Below are 13,025 nucleotides of genomic sequence, written 5' to 3' on the forward strand. Positions count from 1 at the left end.
GGTTGTGTACCCTTCCGCCCGAGGGTTAAACCGGCACTCACGTTGTAATGCTGAACGTGCGCCACGCCCGGGAGTGACCGGGGCCCGACGTCACCGAAGGTAGTGGACCAAGAAGTTGTAAACGCAACTTCGCCGACGTCGCCGGCGGCCACAAACAGAGGGAGCCACCCGCTGTCAAGCGGCTGGAAACGGAGGAGGCCGAAGTCGCCGCCCAGCGGCGATGAAAAGGTTGTGCGCCACCTCATCGTGCGGCGACGAGCCGAAGGAGGCCGGAGCCTCGGCTACGCCGGGACTCCGGGGGCAGCCCCTGAACGACAATGCGGGTCGCGGGCCGCCGGGCGAAAGAGCCGGCGAGTAGGGCAAGTTTACGTACCGCCCGGCTCGGGGGGTACCGGGCGGTACTTTTTCGATAGTGGCATCTACCGGTGGATCGCACAAGACACCAACTCGACAAATCCATGCTGGCGTGTGGACACGGGCGTTGATCGGACCTGTATCCAGACCGGGCCGGGCCAACCGTGGAAGTCCACTCGGCGTGGTCAGGCGGGGCGGCGGTAGACGCGGGTCGCGGTGAGGACGCCGGTGGCGGCATCCTGGCCGCCGCCGGCGGTGGCCGGCAGGCCGCGGCGCAGATGTTCCTCGACGCGGAGGTATTTCAGGCCGGCGCGGAGGTCGGCATCGTTCCGTAGCCTGATCACCAGCGGGAAGGCGGCCAGGGCGGCCGTGTCGAACAGGCCCGTGGTGTAGACGAGCTGGACACCGAGCCGGTCGGCGACGGCGAGCTGCAGGTCGAGCAGGTAGCCGGCGGAGGCGCGGCCGATCGGGTTGTCGAGGAACAGCACGCCGGCGTGCGGCGTGCGCAGCTGGCCCCTGTCGTTGGCGCGCAGCGCCGCCATCGTGCAGTACAGGATGATGGCCGCGGTGAGCTGCTGGCCGCCGGAGAACACGTCGCCGAGCTCGGACACCCGGACCCGCTCGGTGCGCAGCACCGCGTCCGGCTTGAGCACCTCGACCCGCACGCCGCGCGGCAGCGCGGCGCGCACCCCGCGCAGCAGCAGCGCCATCCCGTCCAGCCGCGCCGCCGGCGCCCGGCCGCCACCAGCGGCGCCGGCCGCCGGGCTTCCCGCCACCGCGGCCGTGGGCTCGCCGTGCGCGGCCGTCGCGGGCCGGCCCTGCGCCGCCGCGGCGTCGACGACGTCGCCGAGCGCGTCGGCGAGCGTCGCCCCCTCCGGATCGGAGAACGAGATCCGCAGGAACTCCTGGCCGGACCAGTCGCCGAGCTGGTCGGGCAGGCGGGACAGCCGCTGCGCGGCGCGCAGCGTGCCGAGCGCGGTACGGACCATGCCTTCCAGCCGGGCCACGATCGCCGCCCGGTTGCGGCCGATGTGCGCGAGGTCGTCGTCGAGGCTGCGCAGCCGGGGCGCCAGCGCGTCGGCCCAGGCGACGGCGTTCGCCGCGACCGCCTCGCGCCCGGCGCGGACCATCTGACGGCGGGCGGGCGCCCGGACGCCCTCGAACCGGTCCTGCCCCGCCCAGGCGGCGACGGCGTCCGCCGCGGCGCGCACGGCGGTGGCGGCCGTCGCGAGCCGCGCGGTCGCCGCCCGCCAGCTGTCGCGGGCCGACCGCGCCGCGGCGCGGGCCTCTTCAGGACCTCCGCCGAACGCGACGGTCCCGGCCGGCGTGCCGGCGTCCGGACCACCGGCCGGGACGTCGCCGTCGCTCGCGGTCGCGTCGCCGTCGCCGGGGTTCTCGCCGGACCGGCGAATCCGAGCGGGCTGGTCCGCTCGGGAGTCCGCCGGCCGGTCCGAGGCGTTCGCGGTGTCGGCGATCGCCTCGGCGAGTGTCTCGGCGACGGCGCGGAACGCGGCGAGCGTGCCGTCGTACTGGCTGGCGAGCACCCCAAGGCGCTCCCGCCCAGCTCTGGCGCGCCCGAGCTCCGTCTCGGCGGCGCGGACGGCGGCGAACGCCCGTCCCAGCAGCTCCTCGGCGTTCCGGGCGTCGGCGGGTACCTGATCGCCGGTCAGCGGGCCAGCGCGGCGGCGACGAGCCTCTTCACTGGTGGCTCGGACCTCCTCGCGCAGGCCCCCGACCCGTTCCCGCATCTCGTCCAGCTCGGCGGCGAGCGCCTCGGCGTGCCGCCCGGCCGTGGCGGCGGCCGCGGCGCGCGAGGCCGCGTCGGCGCCGTCAGGGCCGTCCAGCAGCTCGCGCGCGGCCCGCCGGACCTCGGGCGTGAGCGCGTCCAGAGCGGCCCGGGCCGTGGCCTCCTCCCGGCGGGCCAGCTCGAGCGCGGCGGTCAGGTCGGCGCCGACGGCGACCTGCTGGTATGTCCGCGTCGCCGCCTCGTAGCGGGCCCGCAGCACCGCCACCGCGACCCGCGGCGCCACGCCGCTTCCCCCGGTGCCCGGCACGCCACCCTGGCCGTCACCGTCACCGCCGCCGGCGCCCGGGCCGCTCCCGGTCTCGTCGGCGCCGTCGGCCTCGTCGACCTCCGCACCCGCGCCGACGACCTCGGCGGCTTCGGCGCGGGCCGCGTCCGCGGTGCGGCGGGCGCCGTCCGCCTCGCGGCGCGCCTCGGCGGCCGCGCGGCGGGCGGCGGCCGCGGCGGCGCGATGCGCCTCGGCCGCCGCGGCCAGTCGCGCGGCCGCCGCGGCCAGCTCATCCGCGTGCGCGAGGTCCTCTGTCGGGCTCCCGATCGCGCGTGCCAGCCGGTCGAGCTCGCCGGCCCTGGCCACGGCGCGCTGCTCGGCGTCGCGCAGCGGCTCGACGGCGGCGAACGCCCCGTCCGCCGCCGCCCTGGCCTCGTCGGCCCGCGCCGTCGTCCCGGCGAGCGTGCTCGCGGCCTCGGCCGCGGCGTCCCGGGCGATGGCGAACTCCGCGGCCAGCGCCGTGACCCGGCCCGGCGGGTAGGCGCGCCGCCAGCCCGCGAGCGCGGCCGTCAACGCCCTGTCCGCCTCGACCCTCGCCGAGAGCTCGGCCGTGAGCTGGGCCCGGTCGTCCTGGCGCCGCTGGGTCGCGGACCGCTCGGCCGCGGCCGCCGCCGCGTCGTACAGCGCCGGGTTCGGTGGCACGACGAACACCAGCCCGTCAGACGCGGGTTCGTCGCCGGCGCAGCTCACGCGCTCGGCGCCTTCCGCGCGGACGGTCACGCCCCCGGGCCCGGTCATGCCGTCAGCGCGGGCCACGTCGTCAGGACCGGCCTGGGTGCCAGGGCCAGCCTGGGTGCCAGGGCCGGCCGAACCTCGGGCGGTGACCGTGTCTCGGGCGGAGGCGAACGCGGCCGGGGTGGCGACGCTGACGGCCGCGTTGGGGAGGAGGCGGGCGGCGAGGAGGACCTCGCGGGCGCGGGCGAGCGTGGCCCGCGCGCCGTCCGGGTCCCGGGAGGTGACGACAACGCCGTCGGCGACATCGGGACGCCCGCGCCACACGGCCTCGCGGTCGGCGGCGGCCACCGCGCGCACCAGGTATGCCCAGCCAGGCTCGGCCGAGATGCCGGCTCCGGTCAGCGCCGCGCACACCGCGAGCACCTCGGGCCGGGCCGGGCGCAGGTCGTCGCCGCCCAGCGCGGCCAGCACCCGCCGGTCCGCGTCGGACTCGACGGTCAGCTCCAGCCTGCGCCGTTCGCCCGCCGCCACGGCGGCCCGCAGCGCGGCGAGGGCCTCCTCGGCCACCCCGTCCAGCCCCGCCGCGCCGGCGAGAGCCGGCGTCGCGAGGCCGAGCAGGGCGGCGACCCTGCCGTCGGCGGTGACGGCCGCGGCGGCGTCGTCGGCCGCCGCGGCCTGGTCGGCCAGCGCCGCGGCCCTTGCCTGGGCGACGTCGGCGGCGCGCTCGGCCCGCCGGCTCGCCTCGGCCGCCGCGGTGCGTTCCCGGTCCAGCCGGCCGACCTCGGCGAGCGCCTCCTGGACCGCCGTCGCCCCGGCGCGAGCCGCGTCGGCCGCGTCCGCCGCGGCCTCGCCCAACGACGCGCCGCCGATGGCCGCGTCCCTGGCGGTGCCAGCGGTGCCAGCGGTGCCAGCGGTGCGGGCGGCGCCGGGGAGCAGGCCGCCGGCGGCCGCGGCGGCCAGCGCGGTGGCCGCGGCCTCGACGCGGGCCCGGGCCGCGCGCTCGCCGGCACGGGCGGTGGCGGCCTCGTCGAGGGCGCGGCGCTCGGCCTCGGCCGCCGTCTCGGCGTCCTGGTCCCGCCCGGTCGCCCGCCGCTCGGCCTCGTCGGCGGCGGCGCGGGCGCGGGCCGCGGCGGAGAGCAGCCCGGCGACCAACGCGCGGGCGGCGTCGTCCCGGTCGGCCAGCGCCGGCGCGGCGGTGTCACGCGCCTCGGCGACCAGCGCTGTCAGCCGGCCCGCCTCGGCGCTCGCCGCCGCGAGCCGCAGAGTGTCCGCGCTGGCCCGCCAGCCCTCGACGACGGTCGCTGTCGCCTTCGCCGCGGCGACCAGCTCGTCACGGGTGGCCTGAGCGTCGGCGAGGCGCAGCTCGGCGAGCCGGCGGCGCAGCGCGGCCACCAGGTCGCCGGCGTGCGCTCGGCCCGCCTCGGCGGTGGCCTCCGCGTCGCCGGCCGCCGTGAGCTGAGCCGTGAGCCCCGCGCGGTCGGCCTCGCCGGCCCGCAGCCGTCCGTCCACTCCCGCGGCGAGCCGGGCGATCTCGACGCGGGCGGCGTCCAGCCCCACCTGCGCCGCGTCCCGGTCGCGCAGGGTGTCCACGAGGACGGACAGGCGCTCCAGCGCGCCCGCGACGAAGTCGCGCTCGGCGGCGAGCACCGCCCGCTCGGCGAGCTTGGCCGCGTAGCCGTCGACGACCTCGGCCACGCCGGCGGGGTCCTCCGGTGGGGTCACCGCGCGCAGCAGGAAGTCGACGAACCCCTCGTCGGTCGTGAACGCGAACGCCTCGGCGGCCTCACCCTCGCCGGCGTTCATGGCGCGCTGGTAGCGGAACAGCTCCGGGTCGAGGCCAAGGGCGTCCAGGTGCTCCAGCCAGGCGCCCTGGTGGGTCTCCCAGGTCAGGTCGAGCGCCGGGTCGGCGGCGTGCGCGCGGGTCATCGCCTCGCGGAACCCGGCAAGCGTCACCAGCCGGCCGTCGCGGCGCAGTGGGAGGGTGCTGAGCTCCGTGCCACCGGGGCCGCCGGACGGGCGGAACGAGTACCAGGCGTCGGCGAGCCGGCCGCCGTCGGCCGGGCCACGCCCGCGCCACTCGCTGACCTTGCCGGTGACGACGCGCTCGCCGGTCACCGCGTGCTGCCACTCGCAGATCACCTGACCGCAGTCCCTGGGCAGCACGAAGTTGTCCAGCACCCGTCCGTTGGACGTGCCGACGACGTGCCTGCGCCCGGGCAGCACGACGGAGAAGATCAGCTTCATCAGCACGCTCTTGCCGCCGCCGTTCTCCAGGAACAGCACGGTGGCCGGCGACGCCCGCCGCCGCACCGGCGGCTCCCCGCCCAGCCGCCACCCGGCGGGCGCCACGTCAGCCGCCGAGCCGCCACCTGGCGCACCGGCCGTCAGGCTCGCGGCGCCCGCGGCGGCCGCGGCGCCGTCGCCCACGCCGGCGTCCGAGCCCGACCCACCTGGTTCACCAGAACCGCTGCCCGTCGGCCGCGACGCCGCCTGGGCGGCGGCGAGGTCGAACATCGAGTCCTGGCGCGGCCCCGTCACCGGCCCGCCGACGCCGGAGAAGTCGAGCAGAACGTCGCCGAAGCGGGCACCCCGCGGCCCGATCGAGTGCAGCCGCACCCGTGCCAGCTCATACATCGACACGCCCCTCCGCCGGGGTCGCCGCCGGATCGGCGGAGCTCGCGGGCGCGCCGGCGTCGAGGAGGTCGGGAACGGACGGGACGACGCGCAGGCCGCCGTCAGGAGCGGCGACGGTGACGACGCCGAGCGCGAGCAGCTCCTCCATCGCCGCGTCGGCGGCCAGCTCGCGGACCTGCACCTGATAGCGCGGGGTGGTGCGGAACGTGCCGCCGCCCTCCTCGCCGACCTGGACCAGGCAGCCCGACTCGACGAGGAACCCCATGGCCCGGGCGATGATCCCGGTTGTCGACCCGGAGAGCCGGCGCGCGTCCCTGGTGGTCCCGGTCGCCGGCCTGCGGGAGTACAGCCGCCAGGCCGCCTCCAGCCGTGGTTCGTCCTCAGGCGTGGGGTCGCCGGGGCCTGGCACGGCGGAGCCGCCGGCCCTGGTCTCGAGGAGTCGGGCGGCCTCGCGGACGAACGCGTCCACCCCGTCGACGCTGACCCGCCCGACATAGGAGTCGTCGGTGAGGTCGGCCGGGCGGGGAAACGCGAGCGCGGCGATCGCGAGCTGCGCCAGCGCGTGCAGCATCCGGTCGGCGGCGCGGTGCTCGCCGCCGGCACGCCGGGCGTAGTCGCTGATCCGCACGGTGAACGCCGACTCGGCGGTGCCGCCGGCGACCAGCCCCGCCCGGTCGGAGACGTCCAGCACGACGATGCCCAGCCCGTCCGCGACCGCGTGCGTCAGCGCCGCGAAGCCGGACTCGTGCAGGTAGCGGCGGACCAGCTCGCGGTAACGCGCGTCCCGCGCCGGCACCAGCCGGGGCCGCAGCCCGAACGCCACCAGCTCGGCGGCGTCCCGCGCCACCGCCTCCACCGGTGGGCCTGCGCCCGGCCAGGACCGCGTGGCCGTGCCCGCGTCATCCTCGGCCGCCTCGACGGGCAGGCTCACCGCGCACCCACCAGACCGGTCTCGGTGGCGGTGGGCGCCGCCCGTCCGCTCTCGCCGGCCCCGATGCCCGTCTCGGTGCCGGCGTCGGTGGCCCTCGTCCCCGCGGATTCGGTCTCGGCGGCCCTGGACCCGGCGACGTCGGTCTCGGCGGCCGCGGCCCCAGCGGTCTCGGCCTCGGTGGGATCGGGGCGGTCGGTGACCGTGACGCGGCCGACGAGCAGGTCGGCGCCGGCGAACTCGGGGTCGTCCAGCGGCGTGCCGTCGTCGACGGCCAGCAGCGGCCGCTCGCCGGCCACCGCCTCGGCGCCGTCGGCCGCGTCCGGCTGGCCGGCCGCGCCGTCGCCGCCGTGCCGGGGCTTCGCGCCGAGGCGCTGGGGCTGGCCGGCTCGGTCCGCGACGGCGGCGAGCCGTGGGCTCATGGCGTGCAGCGTGAGCAGGGTGAGCAGCTGGCCCGCCTCAAGGGCGACGGCCGCGCTGCCCGCCAGGGCCCTGGCCTCGGCGAGCAGGCCGGACAGCCGCCGCGGCGCCTCCGGGTCGATCTCGTCGAGCAGCTCGAGCGCGAGCGTCCAGGCGTCGTCGCCGAACCGGGGCGGCTCCTCCCAGGCGACCAGCTCGGCCTCCGGGACCGGCGCGCCCAGCGTGTCGCGCTCGGCCGGCGGGCGCAGCAACGCGTCGACCAGATCGGCCAGGCGCGGCGCGCGCGGCGGGCGGACCCCGGCGGCACCGGGGAAGAACGCCGCGGCCACCTGGCTCGCCTCGCCGAGCGGGCGGGCGAGCGTCGGCGCGAGCAGCTGGGTGTACAGGTCGACACCGGTCCCGCCGCCGGCCGCCGGGGCCGCGAACTGCTGGCGGTCCTGCTCCGCCCGGAACACCGCGAACGCCTCCTGCAGGCGGGCCTGCAGCTGGGTGTGCCTGCGCACGCAGTCCGCGACGATCGTGACGAGGTCGGCCGCCGCCCGCTTGTGCGCCGGGTCCTCGGCCGAGTCACGGTAGCGGCGGATGTGGGTGAGGATCGCGTTCTCGTGCCGGTAACGGGCCTCGACGTGGCCGAGCGCCTCGTCGACCAGCGCCGGCAGCGTGTGCAGCCAGTCGACGGACAGCACATCCCGGCGGGTGCCCTCCAGGCTCCGGCGCAGCTGCTCGGCGTACTGCACGGTGCGGTAGCGGGCGGCCTCGGCGGCGGTGCGCGCGTCGGAGAGCCGGCCACGGCGGATCAGGTTGTCCAGCGTCACCTCGGCGGCGACCTGGGCGGACGTGACGTCGGTGTCCAGCGCGCCGACGAGCACGGTGACGGCCTCGTCGGTGGCGCGCAGGTAGATCTCGCCAGCGGGGTCGGCGAGCTCGACGAGCAGCTTGAAGTCGAACCGGCGCCGCTCGTAGCGGCCGTCGGGGTGGTACGTGCCGTAGACCGTGTCGAAACCGCGGTCGACGCTGCCCACGTTGATCAGGTTGTCGAGCACCCAGCGGGCGGCCCGCTCGTGCTCGGCCGCGGGCCGCCGCGGTGCCTGCGCGCCGGCGAGCGGGGTGAGGCGGCGCAGCACCTGGTCGTGGCTCGCGCCCCGGTCGAAGTCCATCGCGACCGTCACCAGGTCGATCGCGTGCAGTGCCAGCTCCGCCATCGCGTAGACGGCGAAGTCGGCGCCGTCGAGCAGGCGCTTGCGCGCGTCCAGGTCATGCAGTGGCGCCGTCAGCGCCAGCGCCTTCAACCGGCGGGCCATCCCGTCGTCCGCCGCGCCCAGCGCCATGCCCCGGGCGACCGCCGAGCCGTCCCGGCCGCCGGTCGGCTCGGCCGCGCCGAGGACGCGGACCGCGCCGTCGGGATAGGGCGGCGCGTCCGAGGGCTCGGTCGGGATCGGCGGGCACATCGGACGAAGGTTACCGGCGACGCGGCCAGGGCCGGCCGGCCACGAGCGTCAGCCGCCGCGCGGAGTCATCGAGCCGACGCGGAGGTACAGGGGGCGCGGCCCACCGGCATGACCGGCGGGGGTATGGCAACGGGTCTCCGGCGTCTGCCAGCGGACAAGGTTCAGTGTTCCGATTTGTATGGGCAGTACTAGGCTTTGTGGCCATGGCCTCCGTGTCCCTGTCCAAGGGTGGAAACGTCTCCCTCAGCAAGGCCGCCCCGAACCTGACCACGGTCACCGTCGGTCTCGGCTGGCAGGTCCGGCAGACATCCGGCGCGCCGTACGACCTCGACGCGTCCGCGATCGTCGTGGATGACCGTGGCCGTGTGCTGTCCGACAGCTACTTTATCTTCTTCAACAACCTGACGAGCCCGGACGGCAGCGTGCAGCACCTGGGCGACAACCTCGTCGGCGGCGGTGGCGGCGACGACGAGCAGATCATGGTCGACCTGCGCGGGCTGACCGCGCAGGCGTCGAAGGTCGTGTTCGCGGTCTCGATCTACGACGCGGAGGTGCGGCGGCAGACGTTCGGCCAGGTCCGCGACGCGTTCATCCGTGTGGCCGACGCGAACACGGGCATCGAGATCGCCCGCTACGACCTCACCGAGGACGCGTCGACGGAGACCGCGATGCTGTTCGGCGAGCTGTACCGGTACGGCGGCGAGTGGAAGTTCCGCGCCGTCGGCCAGGGCTACTCCACCGGCCTGCGCGGCATCGCCGTCGACTTCGGCGTCAACGTCTCCTGACGACCGAGCCCCGTCCTAGCGGAAGCGGTCGACGAAGGGGATTCGCGGGCCCGGGTCGGCGAGACGGCGGACGACCCGGGGGCGGTGGCCGACGACCATGACCCGGATGGTGCGGGTGTTCGCGTCGACGCGGTAGAGGACCCGCCACGAGTGCTCGGACGCCTCGAGCATCGTCGCCGACGGCGTCGTGCCCTCCCGCCCGGCGGACCGTGACTCGCTCGCGTCCTGCGCGCCCAGGGGCTTGCCGGCCTTGTACGGCTCCTTCAGGAGCGGGCCGTTGAGGAATCGCTTCACGTCGACCGCGATGAGCTCGGGCAGCCGCTCAAGGTCCCGCTCGGCCGATGGCGCCAGCACCAGCCGGTACTTCTCGCTCACCGGTCACCCGCCAGGGGCGCCGGGAGCGCCGGGAGCGGGCAGGCGGTACCAGCGGATGGCTTCGACACCAGCCGATCATAGGTGGAATCGGCTCACCGAATCGGGCATTGACGTCGGCCCGCGGCCAGCCACTGTGACGGACACACCGTTGCTCTGTCGTCCGTGGCCCAGACGTCGTCTCGCCAGTGCTCACCCGGCGGTAGATCGCCCCCGCCGTGTCGTCGCGGTTGTGAATCTGGCCAGATCGTGACGACGACGACACGCCTACGATGATCATGGGCGATCGTGATCGGGGCGGACCTTCGCCACCGCGGCACTTGTGCCCTGGGCCGGGCTGCCTGGGCCGAGCAGCCCGGGCCAGAACTGCCCGAGCTGAGCAGTCCGGGGCCATCCGGCCGACCGGCGCCCGCACCGGGCGGTTCAGGTGGGTGCGTAGGCGGTTCGGACCGTCTCCAGGGTGAGGTCGCCGATGTGGCCCAGCCGGGCGGCCGCCAGGGCGACCGCCTCCGAGGACGGCGGGAAGTGCGGGTTCGGCACGACGATCACCCGCATCCCCGCCGCCACCGCGGCGCGCACCCCGTTCGTCGAGTCCTCCACCGCGACGCAGTGAGCCGCCGGGACGCCGAGCCGCCGTGCGGCCTCCAGGTAGACGTCCGGCGCCGGCTTGCCCCGGCCGGCCTCCTCCGACGAGACGAACGCCCCGAACTCGCCGAGGAGACCCGCCGAACGCAGCACCAGCTCGATGACCGGGCGGGGCGACGAGGAGGCGACCGCGAGCGGCAGCCCGGCCGCCGCGAGTGCCCGGACCGCGCCCACCGCGCCGTCGATCAGGGGCGGCGCGTCGCCGTAACGTTCGCCGAGCCGGCGCAGCACCTCGTCGACCGCCTCGTCCGCCGTCATCCCGATCCCGAGGCTGACCAGGTAGGCGGCCCACTCGGGCGTCGACATGCCCATCATGACCCGGGTGCTGTCCGGCGCCCACCGCCCGCCGCGCTCGGCGACCAGCTCCCGCCGGACCGCGTCCCACACCTGCTCGGAGTCGATCAGGACCCCGTCCATGTCGAAGACGACGGCCCGCGGCCCGCCGCCGCCGGCCGTCCCGGGCGTTCCCGCCGCGCCGCCGCCCGTCGTCTGCCGCTCCGCCGTCATGCACCCATCGTCGCGCGGGGATGACCGGGGCGCGGATGGTGGTTGCGATCGGTGTGCGTTACGGAGATGACGAGACGGTCCGGTCCCTGCTGGTCGACACGGAGACCTGGGCGGTGGTCGGGCTGTCGGACAACAGGGCACGGACGGCCTACCAGATCGCCCACTACCTGCGCGAGCACGGCAAGCGGGTGATCCCGGTGCACCCGTCGAAGGCGGAGTTCGAGGGCGAACCTGGCTACGCCCGGGTGACCGACATCCCGTTCAAGGTCGACGTCGTGGACGTGTTCGTCCGCTCGGAGCTCGCCGGCCCGGTGGTCGACGACGCGATCGCCGCCGGCGCGGGCGCGCTGTGGCTGCAGCTGGGCGTGCGTGACGAGGCGGCCGCGGCCCGTGCCGAAAAAGCCGGCCTGCGGGTGGTCATGGACACCTGCCCCAAGATCGAGGCCCACCTCGCCAATTGGTGAGGCGTGCGGGCGCTGGTAGCTCAGCCGTCGCGTCCGAGCCGGAACTGGCGTGTCGCGAGAGCGGCGGCGGGTGGGAAGAGGACCAGCACCGGGAGCATGTAGCGGTAGTCGAAGCAGACCGTCGCGGCCGGGACGACCAGGACCGCGAGGCCTAGTGCGGTGAGCAGCGCGCAGTCGGCGCCGATCCGACGGCGCTCGCCGGTCACAGGGTCGGCACAGGGCCGGGCCGGGCGCCGGCGGGCGCGTCCCGGCAGCCGGCGCCGCGCGGGTGCGTCCCCGCCCGTCACGGCGGCACCAGCGCCTGTCCCGGCGGAGCCGATGGTCTCGTCGGCGGTCGGGTCATCGCCGGGTGGCTCGACGTCGTCAGCCTGGCCGCGCCGAGGCCTTCCGGGCAGCCGCGGCCGGGGGAGGCCCAGCCCGGTCGCGATGAGCGCGAGAACGACGAGGACGGCCAGCAACGGCCCGGGGGTGTAGGCGAACCGCTGGTAGCCGCGCAGCACGCCGGCGGCCCGCTCGTGGACGACCCGGGGCGGGCGGCGCTCGTCGAAGTCGAGCAGCGGCTCGCTGACGTGGAAGTAGCGCGGGGTGTGGGCGTCCGGGAAGCGCCAGGCACCGTCCGGCCAGTCCCGGTAGCCGGTGTAGCGGCCGGGGGCGAAGTAGTGGCCGACCTCGGCGGCGACCATCCGGGCGTAGTCGACCGGCTGGCGGCGGATCACCTCGTGGGCGAAGCCGCCGAGCACCTGGTTCCTGTGCTCGGCGGTCCCGGTGAGCTGGAACCGGGGGCTGGTGTCGGCCCAGACGTAGTAGTTCGGGCCGGGCCGGTCGGCCGGCGGGTAGGGCGAGCAGAGGACGAGCTGCTCGGGGCTCAGCCRCAGCCTGTCGCAGTCGGCGATCGGGGCCGCCCGGCCGTACAGCCAGGCATCGTCGCCGCCGGAGAGCGCGTACGTCCCGTGGTACGAGTGGTACCAGGTCGCGTATCCGGCCAGCGGCGCGGCGAAGACCACGGCGAACGCGGCCAGGCGCAGCCAGCCGAGGCGGCGGACGACGACGTAGGCGAGCGCGAGCACGCCGAGCACGACGCCCAGCGTCCGCGTGAGCCCCGCCGCGGCCAGCAGCCCGCCGGCCAGAGCGCAGGCGGCGATCGACGGCCTTGGCGACCACAGCAGCGCCATGAGCGCGCCTACCAGCAGCGCGAGGAACAGCGTCTCCGCCATCACGAAGTGCTCGATGTCGAGCTGGTAGGCGTCGAGCAGCACCGGCGCGGCCGCGAGCGCCGACCCGAGCGGCCCGATCCCGCGGCGCAGCAGCAGCGCGTACAGCGCGAGGCCGATCGCGAGCCCGGCGGCGTGCTGGACCGCGGGCACGACGGCGAGCCGATGGGCGTGGGCGAGCACGCTCAGCAGCACCGGGTAGCCGGCGGGCCGCATCGGGTCGGGCTGGTGGAGCCTGGCGAGGGTCAGATAGGCGTACGAGTCGCCGGAGAACTCGAAGGCCGGCCGGTAGGCGTACATCGTGAGCAGCCGCAGCCCGGCTCCGGCCACCAGGAACACGGCGAACAGCCAGTGCCGCCGCCCCGCCGCCAGCACTTCCGTCGTCGGCCTCCGTGCCCCCGGTCTCCATGCCGCCAGCCGCCGAAGGGGACGACGGTGGGGGAGGGTCTCGCCGGCCGGGTCCCCTGGCGCGTGCCCCCCCGCCGTCCGCTCGTCGGCGCCGACGCCGTC

8 protein-coding genes are annotated in these 13,025 nt (G+C 76.5%); 2 read left to right on the plus strand and 6 right to left on the minus strand.

What is annotated here, in order from left to right; all coding sequences use genetic code 11:
* Positions 1-539 precede the first annotated feature (539 nt).
* The 3 genes from BL253_RS43285 to BL253_RS20095 all read right to left on the minus strand — a co-directional run bounded on the left by BL253_RS43285 (position 540) and on the right by BL253_RS20095 (position 8,531).
* Complete coding sequence (locus BL253_RS43285) at positions 540-5,735, minus strand: hypothetical protein (RefSeq protein WP_076818666.1); 5,196 nt, start codon at positions 5,733-5,735, stop codon at positions 540-542.
* Entirely contained in the window at positions 5,728-6,591 is an 864-nt protein-coding gene (locus BL253_RS20090; protein ID WP_241834956.1) for a hypothetical protein, read from the minus strand. The genes BL253_RS43285 and BL253_RS20090 overlap by 8 nt, the downstream gene beginning before the upstream one ends.
* 71 nt (positions 6,592-6,662) lie before the next feature.
* Complete coding sequence (locus BL253_RS20095) at positions 6,663-8,531, minus strand: hypothetical protein (protein WP_076818668.1); 1,869 nt, start codon at positions 8,529-8,531, stop codon at positions 6,663-6,665.
* Positions 8,532-8,734: 203 nt separating this feature from the next.
* Here BL253_RS20095 and BL253_RS20100 point away from each other — a divergent pair, with 203 nt between their 5' ends.
* Positions 8,735-9,316, plus strand: a complete 582-nt coding sequence (locus tag BL253_RS20100) for a TerD family protein (RefSeq protein ID WP_076818669.1) — start codon at positions 8,735-8,737, stop codon at positions 9,314-9,316.
* 15 nt (positions 9,317-9,331) lie between these two features.
* Here the strand turns inward: BL253_RS20100 and BL253_RS20105 are convergent, their stop codons facing one another.
* Together BL253_RS20105 and BL253_RS20110 are read right to left on the minus strand one after the other, a co-directional pair.
* A complete protein-coding gene (locus BL253_RS20105) occupies positions 9,332-9,691 on the minus strand; it encodes a type II toxin-antitoxin system RelE family toxin (protein WP_076818670.1) in 360 nt (119 codons plus the stop codon).
* Between the two features lie 420 nt (positions 9,692-10,111).
* The gene (locus BL253_RS20110; protein WP_076818671.1) at positions 10,112-10,840 is read right to left on the minus strand and encodes an HAD family hydrolase; all 729 of its coding nucleotides are present in this window, start codon (positions 10,838-10,840) and stop codon (positions 10,112-10,114) included.
* Positions 10,841-10,875: 35 nt separating this feature from the next.
* On the opposite strand from BL253_RS20110, the gene BL253_RS20115 reads away from it, so the two are divergent.
* Positions 10,876-11,304 carry a CoA-binding protein gene (locus BL253_RS20115; RefSeq protein WP_076818672.1) on the plus strand — a complete coding sequence of 143 codons (429 nt, stop codon included), beginning with the start codon at positions 10,876-10,878 and terminating at the stop codon, positions 11,302-11,304.
* 20 nt (positions 11,305-11,324) lie between these two features.
* Here BL253_RS20115 and BL253_RS20120 read toward each other — a convergent pair whose 3' ends face one another.
* The gene (locus BL253_RS20120; protein WP_420801693.1) at positions 11,325-12,890 is read right to left on the minus strand and encodes a hypothetical protein; all 1,566 of its coding nucleotides are present in this window, start codon (positions 12,888-12,890) and stop codon (positions 11,325-11,327) included.
* Between the last annotated feature and the right edge of the window lie 135 nt (positions 12,891-13,025).

It is taken from the genome of Pseudofrankia asymbiotica, from assembly GCF_001983105.1.
GTDB classification, from domain to species: Bacteria; Actinomycetota; Actinomycetes; order Frankiales; family Frankiaceae; genus Pseudofrankia; species Pseudofrankia asymbiotica.